Source organism: Sulfurivirga caldicuralii (genome assembly GCF_900141795.1).
In the GTDB taxonomy this organism is placed as follows: Bacteria; Pseudomonadota; Gammaproteobacteria; order Thiomicrospirales; family Thiomicrospiraceae; genus Sulfurivirga; species Sulfurivirga caldicuralii.
Map to the genome: position 1 here is coordinate 259499 of NZ_FSRE01000003.1, position 26360 is coordinate 285858.

Here is a 26360-nt window from a genome sequence, read left to right on the forward strand (position 1 = left end):
CCGATGCAGGCAAAACTGGAGAGTAGCAGCGGCTAAAATGCCCTCATGCGCCCGATCATCCTATTTTTACTTGTTTTCCTGACTGCCTGCAGCCAGGCACCCGCGCCCCACAGCCGAACGTTCTATGTCTTCGGCACGCAAGTCAACGTGACGCTCTATGCCGACGATCCTCGACAGGCTGAACAGGCCTTTGCGGCATTGAACCAGCGCTTTCAGCACTTTCATCACGACTGGCACGCCTGGGAACCGGGCGGCATTGTGGCCAGAATCAATGCCTCCATCGCTTCAGGCCAGCCCATCGAAGTGCCCACTTCCGTCAAGGCGTTCATTCTGAAATCACAGCAGCTGTGCCGTGCCTCAGGCGGCCTGTTCGACCCGGGCATTGGTGCGCTGATCGACCTGTGGGGCTTTCATGGCGAAGACTGGCACGGCCCGCCTCCACCTCAGCATGAGATTGACAGATGGCGCAAACAGCGTCCCTCCATCTGCGACCTCGCCTTTCAGGGCGGCCGCCTCATCAGCCGCAACCCCACTGTCCGTCTCGACTTTGGCGGCAATGCCAAGGGACTGGCGCTGGACATGGCGCTGGAAACCCTGCAGCAGTTCGGCATTCGCCATGCAATCGTCAATATCGGCGGCGACATGAAGGCACTGGGCAGCAAGTCAGACGGCACGCCCTGGCACATTGGCGTGGAAGATCCCTTTCAGCCGCGTCAGATTCTGGCACGCATCGACCTGCGCGATGGGGAGGCGGTGGTCACCTCCGGCACCTATGAACGCTATTTCGACTGGCAGGGCACCCGCTACAGTCACATCCTCGACCCCACCACCGGCTGGCCCGCCCATGGACTGGTCTCGGTGACGGTCATCCACCCGGATGCCACCACTGCCGATGCAGCCGCCACCGCCCTGCTGGTAGCCGGCCCCAAACGCTGGCGCGCGGCGGCCAAACGCATGGGCGTCACCACCGCCGCGGTCATCGATCAGCACGGCATGATCCAGATGACCCCCGCCATGCAGGCACGCTGGCACCCCATGCCTCCCTGACCCTGAAAGGTGCCCCCCCCAAGAAGGCTGCGCAAGACTTCAGAGTGTGCTCGTTACCAGTGCAATGATGGCAACCGATTTAAGGCGGATTATATGTTGCTCGATTCGCGCCGCGTTTTGCGCCGCATCGCGCGCCTCTTCAGTCTGCGCCTTGCCCTGTTTTGCGTCTGGGTCTTCCAGATAGTCAAGCGCAACCTGAGCCACTGCAACGACATCCGTTGCTTCATTAAAGGCGTTTTGCGGCATCATCGGCCTTCACCATCAATCAATCGCACGGTAAACCTGAATAAATGGAAGCTTTCTAATCGCTCCGTAATCATCCTCAAGGATAAGGTCAATGAGATGTTCGCGCTCTTCTGGCGTTAAATCTCTGGTGATTATATGATCAAGATACCTAAAATATCCGGCTGATTTTGATTCATCTACCATCTTCTCCACGATTTTTCGCAGCTCTGGGTCTTCCTTTCTCATTTTGCAACCTCCATTTGTTTGCGTTTCTCTTCTGCCCATTCAAGAATGCCAAGGTAGCGCGTCAGCAGGTCTTTATCTGCCATGATCCCCAAAAACCGCTTTGGGCCCCTTCATATTTGTGTTTGTGAAGGCCTTGGCGTATGCCAGCGCCTCGTGCATCCCGGTGATTAACTCGCTGAATACAATGTTATCAATTGAAAATCTTTCTTACTGTCTATCTTATAGCCGCGATACATGTAAGCCGCCGCTGCTTCTCGCTGCAAGGTAAACCATCAGGCGGAAAGATATACTCTTGCGAAGCGCCCTGATATTTGGTTTTTTTCTCATCGGGAGCCCTTTTGGGTATTTTCTAATTCGCGCCCTGTGGAATTCTTGCAAGCCATATTAAAGCCTTACGGAAGAGGAAGGGGTCGCTTTAAATTTTGCACCCCCACATTTTTGTTTGTGGCCGATTATGAACTGACGCGCGCAAACCGAAATTGAAAACACTTTGAAATGATTTCAGGGGAGCTCTCTTTTCTGATTTAAGCAGCCACAATCTCGCAAACTCTTTGAAATAATGATGTGACCACTTGTATCAAGATCCCTTAAAGAGAGAATAAGGCAGATCGGTGCCCTCTTCCCTTTCACTGCTCACCGGTTATATTCCTTTCTTATTACACATAGTGTCAGTTCTACTGACGGCTGCTGGCCGTTGCCAGACAATCCCTGAGAAAAAACTTCTGAACTTCCCCAATTTTTTGAAGACGCCATAGGAAACCCTTTGCAAATACCAGAGTGCTCATTCTAATCCTAACCTATGGGCTCACTCGTAAGTCTGCATCGGGGGTCCCCGACTTTTTTTCAAGGCACAAAAAACCCCGCCGGGCGGCGGGGTTGATATGGCATGCTGAAAGGGCCTATCAGGCCTGTTTCAGTTCCTTTTCCAGCATGGATGGATCCGCCTGCGGATCCTCGTCGCCGAAATAAAGCTGCCAGATGTAATACAGCAGCGGAATGATGAACAGCGTCAGCAGGGTGGACGACAGGGTGCCGAAGATTAACGACACTGCCAGCCCGCCAAACACCGGATCGGTGATCATGATGGCGGAACCAAAGATGATCGCCAGCGCGGTCAGGATGATCGGGCGCGCCCGCACCTTGCCGGCTTCGATCACCGCATCCTTGAGGCTGTAGCCCTGCTTGCGGTAGTCCAGGATAAAGTCGATCAGCAGCAGCGAGTTGCGCACCACGATTCCCGCCAGCGCGATCACCCCGATCATGGAGGTGGCAGTAAACGCCTGATCGGTGAGCCAGTGGCCCGGGAACACGCCGATCATGGTGAGCGGAATCGCGCCCATCACGATCACCGGAATCATGAAGGAGCGGTAGTAAGCCACCAGAATCAGGTAGATAAAGATCAGCGCCACGATGAACGCGCTGCCCATGTCGCGGAACACGTCCAGCGTCAGGCGCATCTCGCCGCCCCACAGAACGGTGTAGTCGGTGATGTCCTTCGGCTGCGCTTCCACAAAGCCCAGGTTGGCGGTATGGAAGGTGAGCCCGGACTTCGGCAGCGGCTGTCCGTCCAGCCACTTGTCCAGCGTCAGCACGGCATACACCGGACTGGATTTCAGCAGCTCGCCGCCCACCATCACCATCTGATGCTGATCGCGATCCAGAATCGGCTTGGCCTGAATCACCTTCTCGATTTTGGCCACGGCGCTCACTGGCACTGCCGCACCGGTACGCGAGGCCACACGCAAGCTCATCAGCTGCTCCGGCGCCGAGCGCTCGGAGCGTGGCAGGCGCACCACAATATGCACCGGCTCGCGGGCGTCATCCAGGTGCATGGCGCCAATCTTGAAGCCGGAGACATAGTCGTGCAGCATCTTGCCCACCTGCGCCGGCGCGACGCCCAGCAGGTTGGCCTGATCGCGGTCAATGACGATGCGGTAGGTTTCCACATTGGCAGTGACCGTGTCGTTGACGTTGATCATGCCATACACCTGCTTGAACAGGCCGTTCACCTCGCGGGCCGCAGTGCGCAGCTGATCATAGTCCGGCCCATACAGCTCGGCCAGAATCTGTTTGGGCACCGGCGGGCCCGGCGGGGTTTCGTAGATGTTCAGCTCCGCTTCCGGATAGATGGTGCGCACCTTGTCCAGCGCCTTGTTCAGGCGCTGCGCGATTTCGTGGGAGCTGACATCGCGATGGTGCTTGTTGACCAGATTGACACGAATCTGCGCCAGATAGGCCCCCATCTTGAGCAGGTCACCTCGCACCAGTGCCGCAAAGTCCACCGGTGCGGTAATGCCCAGATAGGTGCTGTAGTCGGTCACAAACTGGGTATCACGCAGCACGTCGCCCACGGCACGGGCCACCTGATCGGTAGCTTCGATGGCTGCGTCCTCCGGCATCTTCACTTCCACCAGCAGGGTGTTGGTGTTGTCGTAGGGCAGCATCTTCACTTCCACGCCCATGGGCGGCAGCGGGCCGTTCAGATCCTTCTGCAGGAACGGCAGCGCCGGCTGCAACAATGCCAGAATCAGCGCCAGCAGGGTGGCACCAAAGAACAGATTGCGCTTGGTGCGGCTTTCGATCAGCGGCACGATCCAGCGCTCGTAACCACGCTGCAGCCAGTCTTCCTTGCGCTCCTCTTCTTCCAGCAGGGACTCACGCTTCTCCATTTCGGCGATGGCGCGCCTGCCCATCCAGTGATAGACCGCATAGGGCACAAGGATGTAGGCAATGACCAACGAGGCGATCATGGCCACCGGCACATTGAAGGGAATCGGCGCCATAAACGGCCCCATCATGCCAGTTACGAACAGCATGGGGATAAACGCCAGAATCACCGCCAGTGTGGCAATATTGGTGGGGTTGCCGATCTCGTTGGTGGCTTGGATCAGCATCTGATCGAAGCGCTTGGGATCGAAGCCCTCGTGAATGTGGCGGTGAATATTCTCGATCACCACGATGGCAGCATCCACCAGCAGGCCCAGCGACAGAATCAGCGCGAACAGGGTAATACGGTTGATGGTCTGCCCTGCCACCAGGCCCACCACCAATACCACAAACAGGATCAGCGGCACGGTCAGGGTGACGATACCGGCTTCACGCCAGCCGAGGAAGATCATCAGGATAATCACCACCGAGCCCACAGCGATGCCCAGATGCTCCACCAGCGTGTTGACGGCATCGTCGGCCTTTTCGCCATCGTTACGGGTCACGACTACCTCGACGCCCTGCGGAATCACGGAGCGCTTCATCTCTTCCAGTTTGGCCAGTACGCGGTTGGCCACGGTCACCGCATTGGTCCCCGGCTTCTTGGCGATAGTAATGGTCACCTGCGGGATCTCCTCATGCAGGCCCGCCTTGTCGCCGTCCGGGCCAAAACCGATACGGGTGTCCTGATCAATCTCCATGGGGCCATCGACGATATGGGCGATGTCTTTCAGGAAAATGGGGCGGCCCTGCACCACGCCAATGATGATGTCGCCCACTTCATCCACATTTTTCAGATAGCCGGAGACGCGCACCGGATGGGCCTTGTTGCTGTTGATCAGCTCGCCCACGGGTAGCGAGGCGTTGTTGCCCTTGAGCATGTCGCGGATCTGATCCAGCGACAGCCCGGTCATGGCGATCTTCTGTGCATCCAGCCACACATTGATGGCACGCGGCTTGCCGCCCACCACATTGGTGAAGGAGACATCGGGAATATTGCGGATATGCTCCACCAGCTTCAGCGCTACATCGCGCAGCGCAAAGCTGGACAGGTGCTCGGAGCTCACCGCCAGGGTCATGATGGGCACATCGTCCACATTGATGGGCTTGATAATCGGCTGCAGCGTATCCGGCGGGATCTCGTTGATGTGCTGCATCACCTGGTTGTAGAGGTTCACCAGCGAACGGGTCTGATCCTCGCCCACCTCGAACTGCACGGTGACGATGCCCACATCATTCATGGCCATGCCGTAGGTGTGATCCACCCCGGGCAGGGCGTTCATGATGCTCTCCAGCGGCTTGACCACCATGTTTTCCACTTCCTGCGGCGTCGCACCCGGCTTGGGCACGATGATATTGGCCGCCGGCACCACGATCTGCGGGTTGTACTCCCGCGGCGTCAGCACCAGCGCCAGCATGCCGGCCAGAAACAGCGCCAGCATGATCAGCAGGGTAATCTTGGAGTGGATGAACATGGCGGCCAGCTTGCCCGCCAGATTCAGCTCCTGTGTATGGGTTTCGTGTGCCATAGATCAGGCTCCCTTGTCGCTGTCCAGCGTTTTCACAACCTTGACCGGCTCGTCGTTCATCAGCGTCTTGTTGTTGGGGCTGACGACGATACGTTCGCCCAGGCTCAGGCCGGCCTGCACCTCGATCATGTCGTCAATGCGACGACCGGGTCGGATCATGCGGAAATGTGCCTTGTTGTCGCTATCCACCACAAACACGCCCGTGATGCCGGCGCGCACCACCATTGCCTGCGCAGGAATCATCATGGCCTGACGCTCGCCCACCTTGAAGCTGACACGCACGAAGGTGCCGGAGTTGATGTTCTTCAGATCCTTGGGCAGGCTGAGCTTGACGGTGTGGGTGCGGGTTTTCGGATCAGCGGCGGAGACCATGGTGTAGATCACACCCTTGACCGGATGATCCACGCCGTCGATCCACATGGTGGCCTCATCCCCGATACGCAGGCGCGCATACAGGTCTTCCGCCACATCGGTCTGTACCGACATGGTCTCCAGGTTTTCGACGATCAGCACCGGCTTGCCCGGCGCGGCCAGGTCACCGTTGGCGGCCATTTTCTTCACCACCACACCGTCAAACGGCGCTTTCACGTGCGCATATTTCAGCTGCGCCCGGGCTTGATCAAATGCAGCCTTGGCAGCGGCCAGGTTCTGCTGCGCCACCTGATACTGCAGACGTACCTTGTCGAACTGCTGCTTGGAGACGGAGGCTTCCTTGTAGAGCTTCTTGAAGCGCTCGTAATCGGCCAGCGCATCATCCAACGCCGCCTTCGCCTGACGGTAAGCCGCCTCCGCCTGGGCGATCTGGCTCTTCACGTCAGTGGGGTCAACCGTGAACAGCAGTTGGCCCTTCTTGACGTGATCGCCTTCCTTCACGTTCAGATCGTGAATAAAACCCATCAGGCGCGAGGCGATCTGGGCCTGCTCATCGGGCACCACCGCCCCGGGGACGACGACGGTTAGGGGCACGGTCCCCAGATTGACCTTGGTAACAGTGACATCAGCCGTTTCCATAGGCGCTGCGCTTTTGGCAGCCGTTTCCTTTTGCCCGGACTGGCAGCCAACCAGCCCGATGGTGGCCGCCAGCAGGGTCAACAATGCAAACTGTCGTGCTTTCATCGTCATCACTCCTTAAAAACTATCCGGGGTCATGGTGCCGGTCAGCAGGCGCAGTTTCGCCTTCTGAATATTGGCGTCATAAATGGCGGCCACGTGATCGGCACGCGCCTTGTCCAGCTGGGCCTGGCTGGCCAGCAATTCGGTAATGGTGGAAATACCCGCCTCATAGCGCTTGCGGATCAGGCGGTTCGCTTCTTGCGCCTGACGCTGGTTAAGATCCGTGGTGAGAATGCGGCGGTTGGCGATCTTGAGCTTCCGCCACGCCTGAATGACTTCCAGACGCGTCTGGTTTTCTGCCGAGGCCAGCTTGCTCATGCGGGTAGAGGCCTTGGCACGCATGCGGCTGACGGCGGCATCAGTGACGCCGAAGTCAGTCAGCTTCCACTTGGCCTGCGCTGCAACGGTATAGGCATACTCGCCCAGCCCGGCGTGGTCGGAATAGGCGTTCTCCTCCGCCAGCATGTTCAGATGAGGGTACTTGTCAGCGCGGGCAATTTTCACTTCAGCCAGATCGGCTTCATACTGCTTGCGCATCGCCTTCAGCTTGGGGTTGTCGCTCAATGCCATGCTGACCATCTCGGCGACATCCTCGGAAGGCAGTTCCAGCTTCACGCGCTGGGCCACATCCAGTTCGTGGCTTTCGTCCAGTGCCAACAGGGTACGCAGCGCGGCCAGCGCCAGCTGCTCCTGATTCTGCGCTGTTTCCAATGCCAGCGCCGCTTCGGAACGGTGCACCTCGGCGCGCAGCAGCTCAGCCTTGACCACCACACCCTCTTCCACCAGGTTGCGAGTTGTCTTCACATAGCTTTCAGCGGCTTTCAGCGCCTTTTTGGACACTTCGATATAGGCGCGGGCCGTGTGTACGGCGTCGTAGGCGCGGAAGACGTTATAGGCGAGAAACTGACGCACCGCCTCCTTGCCATATTGAGCCGCTTCCATCAGTGCACCGGCCTGATCCTGGAAACCGCTGATCTTGCCGCCGTTCCAGATGGGGATGAGCAGCTGCAGCTTGCCGTTGTAATGGGTCCAGTCACCGGGCTGGTTGAGGTTTTTCGGCTTGACGCCCAGCGCACTCGGCCCCGTGAATTCATTGGCACCAAAGTCGTTGAAGGTGGCACGGCGCTCCTGCAGCTTCATGCCAAATACATTCAACGCATCGTTGCTGTTGATAACGTTCAGTTCCAGATTGATCTGCGGCAGTCGCGAGCGCTTCGCAGCCTTCAGCGCAGCCGCCGCCTGCTGGATCTGACCATCCGCCGCGGCGATCTCGGGATTGTTTTGCAGCGCCTGCTGCACACAGGCTTTCAGGCTCAACACTTCGGCTTGGGCCCACAAAGGCAGACTCAGGGCCACAGCGGCCACCAGGGGTCGAAGTTTCATCGGCTTATCCTCGCGTTGTGCGACAGTTGGCAAATGGATTCAGGGTAAACCGCCCTGATTCATAACTCAAACTTATCGCCATATAAGAAAATGCTGATTATTTTATATTAGAGAAATCTAATATTCCAGCTTTATCACCTCACGCAGCCAGATCAGCTGCCGGTGAAAGAAGTGCGACACACCGTCGCGCCAGTACAGGGTTGGTCGCCGCTCCAGTGAAGACAGCCAGTCCCACACGGCACCGGGCGCCACCACCTCGTCAGCCCCCCCCTGAATCACCACCCACGGGCACTCGGGGGTGCGGATGGCATCGAAGGGCCACAAGCCCACCGGCGGCGCCAGCGACAGCAGCTGCTGCGGCGCGATCTGCGGCCAGGCGCTCAGGCTGATATAGGCCCCAAAGGAAAAGCCGCCCAGCAGCAGGTGAGCCATGCCGTGCTGATCCTGCAGATGGCGGTGCACCGCCAGCAGGTCCAGTCGCTCACCCTGCCCGCCGCTGTATTCACCGGCACTCTCGCCCACGCCGCGGAAATTGAACACGCAGGTACTCCACCCTTTCTGCTGCAGCGCGCGCTCTGTAGTCACGATCACCTTGTTGTCCATGCTGCCGCCATACAGCGGATGGGGATGGCACAGCAGCGCCCAACGCCCGCCGCCGTTGTCTAAAATACGGGTCTGCAACGGCCCGGCAGGCCCTTCGACAAACCGCTCTTCAGCCTTGGGATGCATGCTCATGTCCTCCAGTAAACCCTTGCGCCGCATTGTAATTGACGACGCCGTACCCCACGCCGAAACCCTGTTCGGCGATCTGGGTGAATGCACCCTGCTGCCCGGCCGGGCCATCGATGCCGAGGCGGTGAAGGAGGCGGACGCACTGATCGTGCGTTCGCGCACGCAGGTCAATGCCAGCTTGCTGGCCGGCAGCCGCGTGCGCTTTGTGGGCAGCACGGTGGTGGGGCTGGATCATGTGGATCAGCCCTGGCTGAGGCAGGCAGGCATCCACTTCTTTTCCGCCCAGGGCTGCAACAGTGTCGCGGTGGCGGAATATGTGATCTTTGCGCTACTGGACTGGGCCCATCGCCACGGCACCACCCTGCGAGGCAGGACACTGGGCATTATCGGTGTGGGTCATGTGGGGCGAGAAGTGCTCAAGCGCGCCGAGGCGCTCGGCCTGCGCTGTCTGCTCAACGATCCGCCCCGCGCCGAAAGAGAAGCCGATTTTCCCCATACACCGTTGGAAACCCTACTGCCGCAGGTGGATCTGCTCACGGTGCACACCCCTCTAATCACAACCGGCACACATCCCACGCACCATCTACTGAATGCCGAACGGCTGGCACGCGTGCCGCCCCAGACACTGATTATCAATGCAGCTCGGGGCGGCATCATCGACGAAACCGCCTGGCTCGAGCATCCAGGCGACAAGGTGGTGGACTGCTGGGAAAACGAGCCGCAGATCAATGCTGCGCTGCTTTCGGCCGCTCAACTGGCCACACCTCATATCGCCGGCCACAGCCTCGATGCCAAGCTGCGCGGCGGTGTCATGGCCAGCAATGCCCTGCGCCGCTTTCTGGGGCTGCCAGTGCTGGAGGCTGATGTCGTGGATGGCTGCCTGCCGCCTGCCCCGCCCCCCCTGCGAGCACCCGCCGCGTGTCAGGGAGAAGCCCTGCTGCACTGGGCCGTGCAGCAGGCGTATGACTTTTATCAGGACGATGCCCAGCTGCGGCAGCCGAACATTGAAGAAACCCATGCACACTTCGAATACTACCGCCGCCACTATCCCCCTCGACGTGAATGGGCAGCCTGGCAAGTGGCACAAATCGCACAGGAAGACGGACGTAAGCGCTTGTGCGCATTGGATTTTTCCACCTATTAAGAATTGCTAATTTAACTGTATAAGCAATCCTTTATAAGTAAAAGTTATGAAAACGACAAATTTTTCAAATTTGCAATAGCCCTGATGGGGCGTAAGCTACCACCCTATGCTTTACGCATGACAACGGGCCTAAATTACAACGAGGAGCACCCTATGAAAGTAATGAATCTGATCAAGCTCGGTTTCCTGACCGCCGCGATCGCCACCCTGTCTGCCTGCGGCACCATGAAAGCGGTCAGCAACCTGGAAGACGGCGCTGGCGAAACCGCCATGCAGCTGTGGGACAAATGGGTTGAGTGTGGCGGCGAAATCGCCTGCGCCACAACCTGGGAGCGCAAGGTTGAAGAGGGCATCACCCCCGAAGACATCGAAGACGCCCTGATGTCCGTGGCCACCGAAATGGGTATCAAGCCGGTCGGCACCCTACCCCTGTCTGACGAACTGAAGGCGCGCGGCATCGAAACCGGCTACCTGAAAGTGTATTCCTTCTGTAACCCGGTTACTGCTCGCCACATGGTCAGCTTCTCACCCCACATGGCGGCCTACTTGCCCTGCCGTATCGTTGTGGTCGAGCGCAAGAACGAAAAGACCGGCAAGAACGAACTGTGGCTCTACACCCTCAACATGGATATGATGGTGAAGATGGGCAAGAAACTGCCTCCGGAGCTGAAAAAGGAAGCTATCAAGGTACGTGACACCATCGCCAAGATGATGGAAGCGGGTGCTACTGGCGCCTTCTAAGTTCGACCCCGAACATCATCGATCATCCAACCCCGCCTCGCGCGGGGTTTTTATTGCCTGCTGTGCACGCAAGGGCCCTTTTGCCCTTCTTGGCCCGTGCACCAGCGAGTGCGCAAAAAACGCCTTTTCAAAAAGTCGGGGACCCCTCTCCTGCAAGGGGCAGCAGCGATACGGCTGTCCATTTTTCCCCTCCCGAAAACTTTCCCGTCCCACAAATCGCCAGCACACAGCACAGGCCCGATAATAAAAAACGCCCCATTTGGGGCGTTTCGTATTTGGATGAGTCTAAGGTACTGTTATTCGCGAATGGTGCCGTCGCCCAACACGATCCACTTCTGCGAAGTCAGCCCTTCCAGCCCAACCGGACCACGGGCGTGGAATTTATCAGTGGAAATGCCGATTTCTGCGCCCAGCCCGTATTCAAACCCATCGGCAAAGCGGGTGGAGGCATTCACCATTACCGAGCTGGAGTCCACCTCGGCCAAAAAGCGCCGTGCGGTGGTGAAGTTTTCCGTAATGATGGATTCAGTGTGGCCGGAGCTGTACTGCGCGATATGATCCATGGCCGCATCCACATCATCCACCACGCGGATGGAGAGAATCGGCCCCAGATATTCGCTGGCCCAGTCCTCTTCCGTGGCCGGTTTGGCATCGATAATGGCACGGGTGCGCTCACAGCCGCGCAGCTCCACGCCCTTTTCCGCATACAGCTTCGCCAGCGGCGGCAGCACGGTTGCGGCAATATCGTCGTCCACCAGCAGGGTTTCCATGGCGTTGCACACACCGTAGCGCTGCGTCTTGGCATTAAAGGCCACCTTAATGGCCTTGTCCACGTCCGCGTCCCGGTCGATATACACATGGCAGATGCCATCCAGATGCTTGATCACCGGTACGCGCGCGTCACGGCTGATGCGCTCAATCAGTCCCTTGCCGCCGCGGGGGATGATTACATCCACATATTCCGGCATGGTGATCAGCTCACCCACCGCGGCGCGATCGGTGGTCTCCACCACCTGCACGGTGGCCGACGGCAGACCCGCCTGCTCAACGCCGGTGCGGATACACTCGGCCAGCGCACGGTTGGAGTGAATGGCCTCGCTGCCACCGCGCAGAATGGCGGCATTGCCCGACTTCAGACACAGCGCCGCCGCATCCACGGTGACATTGGGACGCGATTCGTAGATGATGCCCACCACGCCCAGCGGCACACGCATCTTGCCCACCTGAATGCCGGACGGACGCATGCGCATGTCGGTGATCTCGCCCACCAGGTCAGGCAACTGCGCAATCTGCTTCAGGCCGTCGATCATGGTGTCGATGACCTTGTCGGAAAGCTCGAGACGATCCAACAATGCCACATCCAGCCCGTTGGCACGGCCTGCTTCCAGATCCCGGGCGTTTTCCGCCTGCAGGGTTTCCCGCTTGCGGGCGATCTCGTCCGCAATGGCTTGCAGCGCCGCATTCTTCTGCGCGGTGGAGACACGGCGCAGCGTCCGGGACGCTTCGCGCGCCTGTGCACCCAATTGCTGCATGTACTGCTTGACGTCGTTCATAGTGTTTCTCCGCAAATCGTGTTCACGATACCATCCAGCGCGATCCACGGATCGCCGCTGCGAATGCCCTTATTCATCTGATCGATCTCTCCCAATTGTGCCAGCGCCGCCGCCCAGCGTGCCGGGTCAAGGCGCTGTGCCGCCGCCTGGTAACGCGCCTGCTGAGTGCGCCAGATCTTCAATGCCTGTGCGCTGCGCCCCAACGCCAGCTGATAATAGAGACGTATTTCCCGCGCCAGCAGCCATACGATCAAAGTGGCGTCGGTACCAGTCTGGCGCAGGCGCTGCAAGGTGTGCAGCGCCTGACCCACTTCGCCGAACAGCAGCGCATCGCCCAGGGCGAACAGCTGATAGTGCGCCTCGTCCACCACATTGTCACGTACCTCTGGCACGTCGATGGTGGCGCCCTCGCCGTAGCGCAGCGCCAGAATTTCCAGCGCCTGCGCCGCCGCCAGCAGGTTGCCCTCCACCCGCTCTGCCAGCAACGCGGCTGCATCCGGCGTAAGCGTCAGCCCGTGGGCCTGCGCCTGCTGGATGCACCAGTTGGGCAGCTGCATGGGAGGCACTTCACGTGCCTGAATCACCAGCCCCGCCTGCTCGATCGCCTGCACCCAGGCACTCTTTAGCTGGCGGCCGTCCAGCCGTCCGCTGAAGATGGCCAGCACGGCATCGGCAGGCGGCTGCTGCGCCCACTGGCGGAAAAACGCGGCGCCGTCCTTTCCGGGCGTGCCCTTGGGCAGGTCCAGCTGAAAATACTGACCGGCGGAAAACAGGCTGCCTGACTGCGTCTGCTGGGCAATGGCATCCCAGTCGCTGTCGGCGCCCACCTCGATGCTGATGCGCTCGCTCAACCTCCTTTCCTGCGCCTGCCGCCACAGGGCATCGCGCACCTGCTGCTGGTGCCAGGGCTCATCCCCATGCACCAGCACAATTGGCGGCAAGGGCAACGGATTGCGCAAGTAGGCGTCAGCAGGGATCATACATGCGTGTCCTCATGCTGCATCGGCTCGGGCACCCGCACCTCATGGCTTGAGATAACTCAGCTGGCGCAGAATCTGGTTAACCGCTTCGCGGCGCATGGCGTCCTGCAGGTCGCGCCGTTCGGTTTCGGCCGCCGCCAGCGCATTGGTGTCGATACGGTGATCGCGATACACCACCGCCTCGTCGCGCAGCACCAGCGTGCCGTTGTACCAGACTTCAAACGGCTGCTTGAGCGAGAGGGCTTCCGCGGCGGTGTCGCCGGTGAGGGTGTAGGCTGTGCGGCTGACATGCCAGCGGGTTTCACCGAGGCGCAGACGCCAGTCGACGGTGCTGTCCACGGCCACCCCCAGCTGCGTCAGTTGATCCAGCAGCCGCTGCACCAGCGCCGGTTCGGCGATCGTCTCATCCACGGCCAGCCGTTTGAACGGCAGGGCACGGGTCTCATTCATGCCGCGCAGGTGCCAGCCGCTGCAGCCACTGACTGTGACTGCGCCCAGCAGGGAGAGAAAGGCGCGCCGCTTCATCCCTTCACCACCAGGTTGACCAGACGGCCGGGCACCACGATCTCCTTGACGATCTCCTTGCCCTCGATGAACTTCTGCACATTGGGCTCCGCCCGGGCAGCGGCGAGTATCGCCGTCTTGTCGGCATCCACCGGTACCTGAATGCGCCCGCGCAATTTGCCGTTGACCTGCACCACCAGCTCGATGGCGTCCTGCTTGAGCGCCTCCTCGTCCACTTGCGGCCAGGGCTGATCCACGATCAGCCCCTCATGGCCAAGCGCTTCCCACAGCGCTTGGGCAATATGGGGCGTAATGGGCGAAAGTACCAGCACCGCCAGTTCCAGCGCCTCCTGCAGCACGGCGCGATCCTGATCGTTCTGCGGCTCGAACCTGCTCAGCGTATTCACCAGACTCATCACCGCAGCGATGGCGGTGTTGAAGTGGAGGCGGTCGCGAATGTCGTGAGTGGCCTGCTTGAGCATTTCGTGCGCAGCGCGACGCAGATCCTTCTGCTCGGACGTCAGTGCAGCCTTGTCCACGGCCGCAGCCGTGCCCTCCTCGGCATGACGCTGCACCAGTCGCCACAACCGGTTGAGGAAGCGGTGCGCCCCTTCCACGCCGGCATCCGACCATTCCAGACTCTGCGTCGGCGGCGCGGCGAACATGGTGAACAGGCGCACGGTATCAGCACCGTATTTGTCCACCATCGCCTGCGGGTCCACGCCATTGTTCTTGGACTTGGACATCTTCTCGATGCCGCCGAATTCCACCGGCTGGCCATCGCTTTTGAGCACGCCGCCAACGATGCGACCCTTGTCATCGCGCTGGACTTCAACATCCGCCGGGTTGTACCAGGTTTTGGAGCCATCCGGATTCTGGCGGTACCAGGTTTCCGCAATCACCATGCCCTGGGTGAGCAGGTTGGCAAACGGCTCGTCGCTGTGCACCAGACCGAAGTCGCGCATTAGCTTGTGGAAGAAGCGGGCATACAGCAGGTGCAGAATGGCGTGTTCGATGCCGCCGATATACTGATCCACCGGCAGCCAGTAGTCGGCACGCTCGTCCAGCATGGCCTTGTCCTGATCCGGGCAGGCGTAGCGGGCGTAGTACCAGCTGGACTCGAAGAAGGTGTCGAAGGTATCCGTCTCGCGGCGCGCCTTGCCACCGCATTTCGGGCAGGTAGTCTCATAAAATTCCGGCATTTTCGCCAGCGGCGAGCCGGCGCCGTCGGGCACCACGTCTTCGGGCAGGCGCACCGGCAGATCCTCTTCCGGCACCGGCACCACGCCACAGCTGTCACAGTAGATCATGGGGATCGGACAGCCCCAGTAGCGCTGACGGGACACGCCCCAGTCGCGCAGGCGGTAATTGACCTGCTTGCGGCCCAGACCCTTTTCGCCCAGCACTTTCGCAAAGACCTCCAGCGCCTGTTCGGATCTGATACCGTCGAATTCGCCGGAGTTCACCAGCTCCCCCTTTTCGGTGTAAGCGCCTTCGGAAACATCCGGAAGCTCGCCGCCCACCGGCTTGATCACCACCTTGATGGGCAGGCCATACTTTTTGGCGAACTCCCAGTCGCGCTGGTCGTGCGCCGGCACGCTCATCACCGCGCCGGTGCCGTAGCCCATGAGCACGAAGTTGGCCGCCCACACCGGCAGTTGCTCGCCGGTAATGGGATGCCTGACGCGGATGCCGGTGTCCACGCCTTCCTTCTCCAGCGTTTCCACCACTGCTTCAGAGGTGGCGATATGGGCGCACTTCTCAATAAACGCCGCCAGCTCGGGGTTGTTCTCAGCGGCGCGCTTGCTCAGCGGGTGATCCGGCGCCACTGCCACATAGGTGACGCCCATCAGGGTATCGGGACGCGTGGTATAGACGGAAAGCCGGTCGGTCTCATCCGCCAGCGGGAAGTCGATCTCCAGCCCCACGGAGCGGCCGATCCAGTTGCGCTGCATGGTCTTGACCTGTTCCGGCCAGCCGTCCAGCTTGTCCAGGTCGTCCAGCAACTGGTCGGCGTAGTCGGTGATCTTCACAAACCACTGCTCCAGCTCACGCCGCTGCACCGGCGCACCGGAGCGCCAACCCTTGCCGTCGATCACCTGCTCGTTGGCCAGCACGCACTGATCCACCGGATCCCAGTTCACCACCGACTTCTTGCGGTAGGCCAGCCCCTTCTCGTACAGCTTGGTGAACAGCCACTGCTCCCACTTGTAGTAGTCCGGATCGCAGGTGGCCAGCTCCCGATCCCAGTCGTAGGCAAAGCCAAGGCTCTTGAGCTGCCCCTTCATGTAGTCGATGTTCTGGCGTGTCCACTGCGCTGGCGCCACCTTGTTCTGAATGGCGGCATTTTCCGCCGGCAGGCCGAAGGCATCCCAGCCCATGGGCTGCATCACATTCTTGCCCTGCATGCGCTGGAAGCGGGCGATCACGTCGCCGATGGTGTAGTTGCGCACGTGCCCCATGTGCAGCTTGCCGGAGGGATAGGGGAACATGGACAGGCAGTAAAACTTCTCCCGATCGGGATCTTCTACGGCCTTGAAGGTTCTGTTTTCGTTCCAAACCTGTTGAATCGCCTTTTCAAGCGTCTGCGGCTGGTATTCCTGCATGCTAAACCCCATAATAAAAAAATCGCAATTGCACAATTATAACGGGAGACCCCTATGCTCAACGAACAACAGAAACGCGCCTATGCTGCCCTGCTCAAGCGCGCGCAGGAAGCAGCAAAGGAAGCCGAAGACAGAATCCTTGAGACCATGCACGAGGTGATCGACAAGGCCTCGGAAGTGGAAGCCGAATTTGCCGAGCTGAGCAAGGAAGAGCTGGAAAAGGTCAAGGCAGCCCTGAAAGAGGACCTCAACGCCGTTGCCAACTACTTTGAAGAAGTGGGCGAAGGGCTGGAAGAGATCCTCACCATGGATGCGGCCTATCTGGAAGAGAAGTTTCTCGAGCTGTCGGAAAAGCTGGCCGACCCGGCGCAGCTGGAACTGCTCAAGCTGCGCTTGCTCGCAGCCATGAAAACGCACGCAAAGCACGATACGTCCAAATCGTAATCGCCCTTTCTGATCGTTCTACCGCATCACGCACGCCTGCACATGCGCTGAAACGCGCACATCCTGCGTGCCCGCCTGAATGGCGGGCGCAGGCGCTGCGTCCATCATTTTGGCCATGGCGGCCCGAAACACGGGGCGTGGCGCCTCACCACCGGAAAGATTAACCGTCTGAATCGCCACTTCGCTGCGGCCCAGCGCCTGCCCATGAGCTTCGGCCCGCTTGCGGGCCTCCTTGAGTACGGCCAGCTCGAGCGCTTCCCTTGCAGCACGACGCCGTAGCTCGGACACCACTGGCGTAATCCCCGACAGGGTCAGGTAACGCTGCAGCGCCGCCAGCGCGCGGGTGGTCTGATCCGCCACCGGCCCCTTGAGCAGAACCCCATAGCGCCCGCGCCAGGCAATGATCACCTTGCGCTTGCTGTCATAGACCGGCCAGCTGCTAAAGGTGCGTGTCTGCACCTCTACCTCCGGCGCATAAGGCTCTGCCGCCGCCTTAACCTGTTGGGAAATGCGGTTGAGCTGGCGGTTGATAGTCGCCACATTGCCTGCCTGCACTTCCACATACAGCTTGGCGTGCAGACGATCCACCTCAACCGACTGGCTGCGCGCCACACTGAAGCTGATCTGCGTGCCGGCACAGTCCGTCGCCTGACTTACTGGGCTCAAAAGCAGCAAAAACGCGCTTAAAAGGGCAATATAACGGGGCATGAAAGCATCTCCGGAAAAAGTGGCTTTGAAAAAGTCGGGGACCCCCGTCTTAGCTGCGCTCAAAGCGCGCCATGATGGTGGCGGAATCCAGCGCATGCCCCTCGATCCAGCGTGCGGCCTGCTCGGGCGGTGTATCCACCGTGAGCGGCGCCTTGGCCACCGGCAGTGCCCACACGGTAATGTAGTAACGGTGCGGCCCATGCCCCACGGGCGGACAGGGGCCGCCATAGCCGGGCTCGCCAAAGGTGGTCACGCTTTCCACCGCACCCAGTTCCCGCAGCCAGGGCCCCGCCCCTTCCGGGAGACTGTGCAAGGTGGACGGAATATCGAATACGATCCAGTGCCACCAGCCACCGGGGTGAGGCGCATCCGGATCGTGCATGGTGATGGCAAAGCTCTGCGTACCGGGCGGCTCGCCACGCCACTCCAGCGGTGGCGACAGGTTATCCCCCGTACAGCCGTAGCCGCGATACACATAGCGCAGCGGGAACCATTCACCCAGCGCTGGACTTCTCAACTCCATGACACCCTCCTTTTGCCACGTTTGACAGTTTCATGTTACGCCCACGGAGGCAAAAAGAGAAGCCATTGTCTTATGCGAACGGGCTAAGCTTTCCATTCGCAAAAGCTGTTGCCCGCCCGTCACAATAGAGCGAGAAGATGATGGCACTCGCCTCGCGTGTGTCAGGCCACATTCCCAAAAGCACCGCCGCATCCCACGCCGCTGGCGCACAGGCTGCGCAACGGTACCCCAGGCATCAGAGCTCTTCGCTGAGAATACGCTCTTCCTGACGGAACTCATGCGCCAGCGTTTCGAGACGCTTGGCCACATCGTGCATGGTGGTGGCATAGACATCCCCAATGGCCGCCTCCACCAGCAGCAACAGTTCATCAAAGTGCTCACGGTCGATGGTTTGCGCCACCTCATCAGGCAGCATTTCTTCAAAACGCTGCACCACCCCTTCAGCTCGCTTGCGGATTTGTGTTCTCATTACTCAGTCCTCCTTGAAAATATCGTCGCCACTGGCCAGAATCAGCGGATCGGGCTGCCCGACCACCTCCTGATCCTTGCCATCATAATCGAAATGGCTCAGTACATAGCGCATGGCCGCCAGACGGGCGCGTTTCTTGTCGTCCGACTTGATCACCGTCCACGGTGCATGCTTGGTGTTGGTATAGAAGAACATGTCTTCCTTCGCATTGGTGTAGTCGTCCCAGCGGTCCAGCGAGGCCAGGTCCATGGGACTCAGTTTCCACTGCTTGAGTGGGTCCTTCTTGCGCGCGTTGAAGCGCCGCAACTGCTCTTTGCGGCTCACCGAGAACCAGAACTTCATGAAGTGGATGCCTTCCTCCACGATCATCTTCTCCAGCTCGGGCGCCTGATGCAAAAACTGGTTGTACTCGCTGGGGGTACAGAAGCCCATCACCCGCTCCACGCCGGCACGGTTGTACCAGGAACGGTCGAAGAACACCATCTCGCCCGAGGTGGGGAAATGGCTGATATAGCGCTGAAAATACCACTGCCCCTTTTCGATTTCGGAGGGCTTGTCCAGCGCCACCACGCGTGCGCCACGGGGATTCAGGTGTTCCATGAAGCGCTTGATGGTGCCCCCCTTGCCGGCTGCATCGCGCCCTTCAAACAGGATCATCAGCCGCTCGCCGGACTCCTTGATCCACTTCTGCAGCTTGAGCAGCTCAATCTGCAGCAGGCGCTTCTGCGCCTCGTACTCATTGCGCGACATCTTTTCTTCGTAAGGGTAGCCGTTCTGGCTTGATACAATCTTTTTACCCATTGATAGTGACTCCTCTCTTATCAGCGATAAACTATTAATTATATAAGTTAGAGTTTATATGAATCTTGATCCAGATCAATTTGAAAGCGAAGCACGCCAACGTCTTGAAACGGTACAGAGCCGCATTGCCCGTGCCTGCGAACAGGCCGGGCGTAATCCGGCCGACATTACCCTGCTGGCGGTCAGCAAGACCAAACCCATCGAAATGGTCAATGCCTATGCGAAACTGGGACTGAAGCACTTCGGCGAGAACTACGTGCAGGAAGGTGTGGACAAGCAGATGCAACGTCCCGACCTGTGCTGGCACATGATTGGCCCCATTCAATCCAACAAGACCAAGCTGATCGCGCAACATTTCGACTGGGTGCACAGCATCGATCGCCTCAAGATCGCCCGGCGGCTCAACGAACAGCGCCCGCCCGAAAAGGGGCCATTACCCGTCCTGATTGAAGTCAATACCAGTGGCGAGGCCAGCAAGGCGGGTGTGCCACCCGAGCAGGTAGAAGAACTGGCCCAGGCCATTGCCAAAATGGACAGCCTGCAGTTGCGCGGCCTGATGACCATTCCTGCGCGCAGCACCACACTGGAGGAACAGCGCAGCCCTTTTCGCATGCTGCGCGAGCTGCTGGAACAGCTCAATCAGCGCGGCCTGCAGCTGGACACCCTTTCCATGGGCATGAGCGCCGATCTGGAAGCCGCCATTCTCGAAGGCGCCACCATTGTGCGCATCGGCACCGACCTGTTCGGCCCGCGGGATTACGGAGCGCAAAAACAAGAAACCCCGCACAAGGCGGGGTGATCTCCTTTTTGAAAGCCGGGCCCAACCGTCAGGCGGTTGATGTCTCCGGACGCGGGGTATTTGCCTCCGCCCGCGCAGCGGAGGATTCAACGGATTCCTGCTCAGCAGCCTGCGCCGCTGACGCCTGATCGGCTGCCGCCTCACCTGTCTGCTCGTTTTCTTCGCCCGTTTCAGTCTCATTTGCAGTCGGCGCATCCAGCCTGGTGCCAAGCAGTTCGGCCATCTGCTGACGCAGCTGCTGGATAACCTGGGTCAAGGCATCCACATCCTGACCATCCTCACTGCCCAAGGCAGCCATCATGCCTTCCACAGAGGTATCGGCAAACCTGAAGTGGGCGCTGAGCGACTGCTCCGCCTGCGTCATCTGTGCCTGCCACTGCTCCACACGCAATTGCTGCACCAGCGGATGGGCGGGTCGCGGTCCATGCCCCGGGCGCACCACTTGCTGATATACCTGCACCGCCGCCTGCTGACGCTGATGCACCTGTACGCGTTGGCGCATGTTCAGATCAAAATAGGCCAGCTGGCTTTTATCGAAGTGCATCTGGCTCAGCTCATCCAGTGCACCCTGCATGTCGCCATTGAAAAAGTCCTGCGCCAGCTCGCCCACCTGCTTCATCACCGCCTGCAGCGCCGCAAGCTCGTCTTCGTTGAGATCGCCCTGTACATGGATACCGATGCCCGCTTCAAACTGCCCGGCCTGCAGCTGAGAAAGGCTGCCCACCAGTGCGGTGTTCTGTCCATCTGTCGCACCTGCGGCCACCAGGGTTGTCTGCTGCATGGCCCCCAGCTTCTGGCGCACGCTCACCTGCACACGGTCCCCTTCCTGCGTAGTCAGCTCGAAGGTGAGGGTATTGCTCATGCGCACCTGCCACATTGACTGGGCACCAATGGCCGCAGCCGTGATGGGGCGGCGGGATGGGTGACCATGCTCTGCATGATGTGGTGCCGGTTTCTGACGAGCTCCGGCAAGCAGTGGGTTATCGCGGTTCGGCTCGGCCAGAGCGCCGAGGAGTGATGAGGCAGATGCAATGTTGTTCATGGCCCGTTCTCCCTGCTGCCTGAAGGCTATCGGCAGCAGCAAGAAAACCTTGAGAAGCCTCTTGCAGCCACTAAAATGAGGATAACCTTTCAATGGATGGACAAGCATGGACGCAACCATCGCTTTTATCGGCGCCGGCAACATGGCACGCAGCCTGATCGGCGGACTGATCAACAGCAGTTATGACCGCCAGCGCCTGCTGGCGACGGATCCCAACGAGGACGCCCGCCAGCAGCTCACCAGCACACTGGGCATCAGCGCTCTGGCAGACAACCACGAGGCCGCCGGCAAGGCCGATGTGGTGGTGCTGGCGGTCAAGCCGCAGCAGCTGCAGGCCGTGTGCCGCGAGCTGGCGGACACCGTGCAGCAGCACAAGCCGCTGATCGTTTCCATTGCTGCCGGCATCCGCTCGGACGACATCGACCGCTGGCTGGGCGGCAGCATGGCCATCGTGCGCGCCATGCCCAATACACCTGCGCTGGTGGGCAGTGGTGCCAGCGGTTTGTACGCCAATGCAGCGGTGACACCGGAACAGAAGGAGCTGGCGGAAAATATTCTTCGCGCCGTCGGCATCACCGTATGGGTCAACAAGGAAACCCTGCTGGATGCCGTCACTGCAGTATCCGGCAGCGGGCCGGCTTACTTTTTCCTGTTCATGGAGGCGCTCAGCGAAGCCGGCGAACGGCTCGGCCTCGAGGCAGAGGATGCTCGCCTGCTGACCCTGCAAACCGCACTGGGCGCGGCACGCATGGCCATGGAAAGCGAAGAGCCATTTGCCACGCTGCGGCAGAAAGTCACTTCACCGGGCGGCACCACCGAAGCCGCACTGAAGGTATTTGGCCGCGAAGGCTGCAGCGAAATCATCGATCAGGCGGCACAGGCCGCCTATCAGCGCGCTGGTGAACTGGCCGAACAACTTGGCCGCGATACAAAGGAGACAAACTGATGGGCGCAGGCACACAGGCACTGGTATTTCTGCTGCAGGTCGTTTTCGGCCTGGTGGTCTTTCTGTTTATCGTGCGCTTTCTCATGCGCGCCACCTTTGTGGACTGGCGCCTGCCGCTGGTGCACGTGGTCGCACGCCTCACCAACTGGGCATGTGCACCGCTGGGACGCATTATTCCTATCCGAGGCCGCTGGGATCTGGCCGCGCTGGCCGCCGCATTCCTGATCGAAATGGTCTATGTGCTGCTCATCGGCACTGTCACCGGCCGCAGTTTTGGCGTGGGCGTTGTCTTTATCGCACTGGCAGAAACGCTGAATGTCCTGCTGGATACGCTCTTTTGGCTGGTGATCATTGCGGTGATTCTCAGCTGGATTCAGCCCGGCTACAACCCCAACCTGGCCATTTTTCAGCAAATGGCCGAGCCGATCCTGCGCCCCTTCCAGCGTCTGATCCCGCCCTTGGGCGGGCTGGACCTGTCGCCAATCGTCGCCATTGTGGCCATCAAGCTGGCGCAGATTCTGCTGGTCGGCCCCTTGGCTGGCTTTGCACAGGGCTTCGTGCCACCCATGGGCATGTGAGCCATGCGCTGGGACGGCGAGGATCTGATTCTATCCATTCTGTTGCAGCCCAAGGCCAGCTGCGACAAGATTGTCGGCTGGCAGGGCGATGAGCTGAAAATCGCCATCACCGCCCCGCCGGTGGATGGCAAGGCCAACGCCCATCTGCTCAAGTTTCTCAGCAAGCAGTTCAAGGTAGCCAAAAGCGCCATCACGCTGGAAGCGGGCGAATTGAACCGCCACAAGCGCGTGCGCATTCACGCACCGCAAAAACTGCCGCCGCAACTGCAGCTCTGAGCGGACCCACTGCGCCCTCATGCCGAATCACCGGGAGCGACGAAGTGAAACAGAGACAAAAGAGGGTTAACCTGTATGCCTTCACGCAAATCGGAGCACTGCCCCCATGGTCGAGAATGCCGACAGCAGCCCATCGCCGGAAATTCATCTGATCGACTATGCGCGAAATGGTTTTCTGGAGATCGATGACGCCGACCTGGATGAAATCGCCGAGCGCCTCAAGTCGGCGAGCAACTCCTGGCTGAGAATCTGTGGTCTGCCAGAAGAGCGGTGGCTGAAGCGCTTTGGCGACCTGATCGAACTGCGCCAGCGGGGAAAGCGCTTGAGCAGCGCCTGAGTGCGATAGCGGCCCAGAAAAAACCAGAGCTGATCGGCCCGTCAATGAACCGACAAAAGCGCTGACGATAACCCACTGCAGCTCGAGATAGCCGAGGCGGGCGGCCACCGCTCCAAGAACCAGAATGGTCTCGCCCTCGAAAAAGGTGCCCTCGATAATGGCGAGATACCCGCACTCACTGATCAGCGTTTAGAGGTTCATGGCGCTCCGGGCGTTGATTCATGCGGTGTCGTGAGGGCGCAAGCCGATAGGCTGCGGGCGCCGCCAAGGGGGTGCCGGGGTGCGGGCGGCCACACCTCAGCCGCGCTGTTCCAGCGGGATATAGCAGCGCGGGCCGGGGCCGGTATAGATCTGCGTAGGACGGAAGATCTTGTTGTTCTGCAGCTGTTCGCGCCAGTGGGCCATCCAGCCGGCTGTGCGCGCCACCGCAAAGATAGACGTGAACATCAGCGGATCGAAGCCCATCTCCCGGTAGAGAATGCCGGAGTAGAAGTCCACATTGGGATAGACGCCCTTGGGCCCCAGATACTCTTCGCACACCCGCCCTACTTCGCGGGCAATCTCGAAGGTCTTGGACAGCCCTGCCTTGTCGCGCAGCACCTCCTCAGCCAGCTTCTGCAGAATGGTGGCGCGAGGATCCTTGGTCTTGTATTCGCGATGCCCCATGCCCCAGATGACCTGCTTGTTCTTGAGGCGCTTTTCGATATAGGGGCGCACGTTTTTCACGTCGCCGATCTCGTCGAGCATTTCGATCACTTTTTGGTTTGCGCCGCCGTGCAGCGGACCGGACAGCGCGCCAATGGCAGCGGACATGACCGAACAGGGGTTGGCCAGCGTGGAGCCCACCACCAGCGTGGTAAAGGTGGAGGCGTTAATGGTGTGCTCGGCGTGCAGCACCAAACAGGCATCCAGAAGCCGCGCCCATTCCGGGTCGGGCTCTTCGCCGTTGAGCATGTAGAGGAAGTTTTCCGCGTAGGTGAGGTCCTTGCGCGGCTCGATGGGATCATAGCCGTGGCGCAGGTGCTCCCACATGGCCACCAGCGTGGCCATGTGCGCGATGATCTTGATGGTCACCTCGTTGATATAGTCGCGGCTCTCCTCGCCCCCTTCCAGGTATTCGGTGCTGGGGTAGAAGCTGGCCAGCGACGCCACCGCCGTCTGCAGCATGTGCATGGGGTGGGTGGTGTGCGGCAGGTTTTTCATCAGCTCGCGCAGGTTGTACTTGACGCGGCGGTTTTCACGCATCTGCTGATCGAAGGCCTCCAACTCCGCTCTGTTGGGCAGCTCGCCGTAGAGCAGCAGCAGCGTGGTTTCCTCGAAGGTGGAGTTTTCTGCCAGATCGGCAATATCGTAGCCGCGATAGGTGAGGATGCCCTTTTCACCGTCGATGCAGGAGATGGCCGACTTGGTGGCGGGCACCCCCGCCAGACCGGGAATATATTCTTTACAACTCATGGATCGCTCTCAGACGCTGAAGGAACTGCCGCAGCCGCACGTGGTGGTAGCGTTGGGGTTTTCGATCACGAAACGGGCGCCCTGCAGATCTTCCAGATAGTCGATCTTGGCACCGACCAGATACTGGAAGCTCATGGGGTCGATCAGGAGGGTGACGCCGTTCTTCTCTACCACGGTGTCGTCTTCCGCCTGGTTTTCGTCAAAGGTAAAACCATACTGGAAGCCCGAGCAGCCGCCGCCGGTGATATACACGCGCAACTTGAGGTTGGGATTGCCCTCGTCCTCGATAAGGCTTTTCACCTTGTTGGCCGCAGCATCGGTAAAGATGACCGTATCCTTGGGCAGTTCGCTCATGGCCTGCTCCTTCCTGTTCGGGATAATCGAAATAAGGGCGCTATTCTAACATGCCCGCCTATCAGGGCAGCAGCGCCGGCGCCTCCAGACCCAGGGTTTCATCCAGATCGAACATCAGATTCATGTTCTGCACCGCCTGTCCGGATGCACCCTTGACCAGATTGTCGATCACGCAGGTGACCACCACCGTATCGCGCCCCTGCGGGCGGTACACGGCCATGCGGCACATGTTGGAACCCTTGACCATGCGCGTATCCGGCAGGCTGCCGCGCGGCATCACATCCACAAACGGCTCTTCGGCGTAGGTTTCCTCAAAAATATGCTGCAGTTCGTCCTCGGAAATGCTGCGGGTCAGCTTGCCATACAGCGTGGCCTCGATGCCACGGATCATGGGTACCAGATGCGGCACAAAGGTGAGGTTAACATGAGTCTGCGCCATGTGGTTGAGCTGCTGTTCGATTTCCGGCAGATGGCGGTGACCGTGAATGCCATAGGCCTTGAAGCTTTCGGAGGTTTCCGCTGCCAGCGAGCCCACCTTGGCACCGCGCCCGGCACCGCTGACGCCGGACTTCGCATCCGCCACCAGATGATCCACATCCACCAGCCTGTGCTTGAGCAATGGCCAGAAGCCCAGCTGCACCGCAGTGGGATAGCAGCCCGGGTTGGCGATGATGCGCGCCGTGCGGATACGCTCGCGGTTTAGCTCGGGCAGGCCATACACCACCTCCTCCATCAATTCCGGTGCTGCATGGGGCATGCCGTAGAAGTTTTCCCACACGCGCAGGTCATTGATGCGGAAGTCAGCCGCCAGATCGATGATCTTCACGCCGTTTTCCACCAGCTCGGGCGCCAGCTTCATGGCCACGCCATGGGGCGTGGCGAAAAAGACCACGTCGCAACGCTTGAGCTTCTCAACATCCGGCTCGCTGTACTGCAGGTCGGGATAGGCCTCGCGCAGGTTGGCAAACAGCTCCCACACGTACAGCCCCGTCTCGGAACGGGAGGTGATCACCTTTACGAACGCCTTCGGATGCTGCGCCAGAATACGCAACAGCTCCACACCGGTATAGCCGGTGCCGCCCACAATGCCGATTTCCAGTTTGCCGTTCTCAGTCATGT

27 protein-coding genes are annotated in these 26360 nt (G+C 59.9%); 9 read left to right on the forward strand and 18 right to left on the reverse strand.

The features are described from left to right. The first annotated feature begins 45 nt into the window (after positions 1-45). Entirely contained in the window at positions 46-1047 is a 1002-nt protein-coding gene (locus BUQ81_RS07075; RefSeq protein WP_074201679.1) for an FAD:protein FMN transferase, read from the forward strand. A gap of 39 nt (positions 1048-1086) precedes the next feature. On the opposite strand, the gene BUQ81_RS07080 is transcribed toward BUQ81_RS07075, so the two are convergent. From BUQ81_RS07080 to BUQ81_RS07105, 6 genes are all read right to left on the reverse strand, one after another. Then, positions 1087-1296, reverse strand: coding sequence for a hypothetical protein (locus tag BUQ81_RS07080; RefSeq protein ID WP_074201680.1), 210 nt, complete (start codon positions 1294-1296; stop codon positions 1087-1089). Positions 1297-1308: 12 nt separating this feature from the next. Then, positions 1309-1518 carry a hypothetical protein gene (locus tag BUQ81_RS07085; RefSeq protein ID WP_074201681.1) on the reverse strand — a complete coding sequence of 70 codons (210 nt, stop codon included), beginning with the start codon at positions 1516-1518 and terminating at the stop codon, positions 1309-1311. A gap of 902 nt (positions 1519-2420) precedes the next feature. Beyond that, complete coding sequence (locus BUQ81_RS07090) at positions 2421-5753, reverse strand: efflux RND transporter permease subunit (RefSeq protein WP_074201682.1); 3333 nt, start codon at positions 5751-5753, stop codon at positions 2421-2423. Positions 5754-5756: 3 nt separating this feature from the next. Beyond that, positions 5757-6869 (reverse strand): efflux RND transporter periplasmic adaptor subunit, encoded by a 1113-nt coding sequence (locus tag BUQ81_RS07095; protein ID WP_074201683.1) that lies wholly within the window; start codon positions 6867-6869, stop codon positions 5757-5759. 12 nt (positions 6870-6881) lie between these two features. Beyond that, positions 6882-8249: a TolC family protein gene (locus BUQ81_RS07100; RefSeq protein WP_074201684.1), complete on the reverse strand. Its 1368-nt coding sequence runs from the start codon at positions 8247-8249 to the stop codon at positions 6882-6884. Between the two features lie 117 nt (positions 8250-8366). Then, on the reverse strand, positions 8367-8978 hold the full coding sequence (locus tag BUQ81_RS07105; protein ID WP_084188294.1) for an alpha/beta hydrolase: 612 nt from the start codon (positions 8976-8978) through the stop codon (positions 8367-8369). A gap of 4 nt (positions 8979-8982) precedes the next feature. On the opposite strand from BUQ81_RS07105, the gene BUQ81_RS07110 reads away from it, so the two are divergent. Both BUQ81_RS07110 and BUQ81_RS07115 read left to right on the forward strand, forming a co-directional pair. Continuing rightward, entirely contained in the window at positions 8983-10125 is a 1143-nt protein-coding gene (locus BUQ81_RS07110; RefSeq protein ID WP_074201835.1) for a 4-phosphoerythronate dehydrogenase, read from the forward strand. 153 nt (positions 10126-10278) lie between these two features. Next, entirely contained in the window at positions 10279-10866 is a 588-nt protein-coding gene (locus BUQ81_RS07115) for a DUF302 domain-containing protein (RefSeq protein WP_074201686.1), read from the forward strand. Between the two features lie 296 nt (positions 10867-11162). Here BUQ81_RS07115 and BUQ81_RS07120 read toward each other — a convergent pair whose 3' ends face one another. Genes BUQ81_RS07120 through leuS form a run of 4 tightly spaced genes read right to left on the reverse strand, consistent with a single transcriptional unit; the run spans position 11163 to position 16509 of the window. Continuing rightward, the gene (locus BUQ81_RS07120) at positions 11163-12419 is read right to left on the reverse strand and encodes a glutamate-5-semialdehyde dehydrogenase (RefSeq protein ID WP_074201687.1); all 1257 of its coding nucleotides are present in this window, start codon (positions 12417-12419) and stop codon (positions 11163-11165) included. Further along, a complete protein-coding gene (gene holA, locus BUQ81_RS07125) occupies positions 12416-13399 on the reverse strand; it encodes a DNA polymerase III subunit delta (protein ID WP_074201688.1) in 984 nt (327 codons plus the stop codon). The genes BUQ81_RS07120 and holA overlap by 4 nt, the downstream gene beginning before the upstream one ends. 42 nt (positions 13400-13441) lie before the next feature. Further along, positions 13442-13924, reverse strand: a complete 483-nt coding sequence (locus BUQ81_RS07130) for an LPS-assembly lipoprotein LptE (RefSeq protein WP_074201689.1) — start codon at positions 13922-13924, stop codon at positions 13442-13444. Then, a complete protein-coding gene (gene leuS, locus BUQ81_RS07135; RefSeq protein WP_074201690.1) occupies positions 13921-16509 on the reverse strand; it encodes a leucine--tRNA ligase in 2589 nt (862 codons plus the stop codon). The genes BUQ81_RS07130 and leuS overlap by 4 nt, the downstream gene beginning before the upstream one ends. A 54-nt stretch (positions 16510-16563) precedes the next feature. Here leuS and BUQ81_RS07140 point away from each other — a divergent pair, with 54 nt between their 5' ends. Continuing rightward, positions 16564-16953: a zinc ribbon-containing protein gene (locus tag BUQ81_RS07140; protein ID WP_074201691.1), complete on the forward strand. Its 390-nt coding sequence runs from the start codon at positions 16564-16566 to the stop codon at positions 16951-16953. Positions 16954-16971: 18 nt separating this feature from the next. Here BUQ81_RS07140 and BUQ81_RS07145 read toward each other — a convergent pair whose 3' ends face one another. From BUQ81_RS07145 to ppk2, 4 genes are all read right to left on the reverse strand, one after another. Continuing rightward, a complete protein-coding gene (locus BUQ81_RS07145) occupies positions 16972-17661 on the reverse strand; it encodes an SIMPL domain-containing protein (RefSeq protein ID WP_074201692.1) in 690 nt (229 codons plus the stop codon). Positions 17662-17710: 49 nt separating this feature from the next. Continuing rightward, positions 17711-18184, reverse strand: a complete 474-nt coding sequence (locus BUQ81_RS07150; protein WP_084188296.1) for a YbhB/YbcL family Raf kinase inhibitor-like protein — start codon at positions 18182-18184, stop codon at positions 17711-17713. Between the two features lie 235 nt (positions 18185-18419). Further along, positions 18420-18653, reverse strand: a complete 234-nt coding sequence (locus tag BUQ81_RS07155; protein ID WP_074201693.1) for a hypothetical protein — start codon at positions 18651-18653, stop codon at positions 18420-18422. Between the two features lie 3 nt (positions 18654-18656). Continuing rightward, positions 18657-19454 (reverse strand): polyphosphate kinase 2, encoded by a 798-nt coding sequence (gene ppk2 / locus BUQ81_RS07160; RefSeq protein WP_074201694.1) that lies wholly within the window; start codon positions 19452-19454, stop codon positions 18657-18659. Between the two features lie 58 nt (positions 19455-19512). Between ppk2 and BUQ81_RS07165 the strand changes: the two genes are divergently transcribed. Further along, a complete protein-coding gene (locus BUQ81_RS07165; protein WP_074201695.1) occupies positions 19513-20253 on the forward strand; it encodes a YggS family pyridoxal phosphate-dependent enzyme in 741 nt (246 codons plus the stop codon). Positions 20254-20281: 28 nt separating this feature from the next. Here BUQ81_RS07165 and BUQ81_RS07170 read toward each other — a convergent pair whose 3' ends face one another. Continuing rightward, positions 20282-21295, reverse strand: coding sequence for a hypothetical protein (locus tag BUQ81_RS07170; RefSeq protein WP_074201696.1), 1014 nt, complete (start codon positions 21293-21295; stop codon positions 20282-20284). A 106-nt stretch (positions 21296-21401) separates the two neighbouring features. On the opposite strand from BUQ81_RS07170, the gene proC reads away from it, so the two are divergent. The 4 genes from proC to BUQ81_RS07190 all read left to right on the forward strand — a co-directional run bounded on the left by proC (position 21402) and on the right by BUQ81_RS07190 (position 23432). Then, on the forward strand, positions 21402-22241 hold the full coding sequence (gene proC, locus BUQ81_RS07175; protein WP_074201697.1) for a pyrroline-5-carboxylate reductase: 840 nt from the start codon (positions 21402-21404) through the stop codon (positions 22239-22241). After that, complete coding sequence (locus BUQ81_RS07180; protein ID WP_074201698.1) at positions 22241-22819, forward strand: YggT family protein; 579 nt, start codon at positions 22241-22243, stop codon at positions 22817-22819. The genes proC and BUQ81_RS07180 overlap by 1 nt, the downstream gene beginning before the upstream one ends. Before the next feature lie 3 nt (positions 22820-22822). Then, positions 22823-23095, forward strand: a complete 273-nt coding sequence (gene yggU / locus BUQ81_RS07185) for a DUF167 family protein YggU (protein ID WP_074201699.1) — start codon at positions 22823-22825, stop codon at positions 23093-23095. 106 nt (positions 23096-23201) lie between these two features. Continuing rightward, complete coding sequence (locus BUQ81_RS07190) at positions 23202-23432, forward strand: hypothetical protein (protein WP_074201700.1); 231 nt, start codon at positions 23202-23204, stop codon at positions 23430-23432. Between the two features lie 297 nt (positions 23433-23729). Here the strand turns inward: BUQ81_RS07190 and BUQ81_RS07195 are convergent, their stop codons facing one another. From BUQ81_RS07195 to argC, 3 genes are all read right to left on the reverse strand, one after another. After that, on the reverse strand, positions 23730-24887 hold the full coding sequence (locus BUQ81_RS07195) for a citrate synthase (RefSeq protein WP_074201701.1): 1158 nt from the start codon (positions 24885-24887) through the stop codon (positions 23730-23732). A 9-nt stretch (positions 24888-24896) separates the two neighbouring features. Continuing rightward, entirely contained in the window at positions 24897-25241 is a 345-nt protein-coding gene (erpA, locus tag BUQ81_RS07200) for an iron-sulfur cluster insertion protein ErpA (protein WP_074201702.1), read from the reverse strand. A 61-nt stretch (positions 25242-25302) separates the two neighbouring features. Continuing rightward, the gene (gene argC, locus BUQ81_RS07205; RefSeq protein ID WP_074201703.1) at positions 25303-26358 is read right to left on the reverse strand and encodes an N-acetyl-gamma-glutamyl-phosphate reductase; all 1056 of its coding nucleotides are present in this window, start codon (positions 26356-26358) and stop codon (positions 25303-25305) included. Positions 26359-26360: the final 2 nt, after the last annotated feature.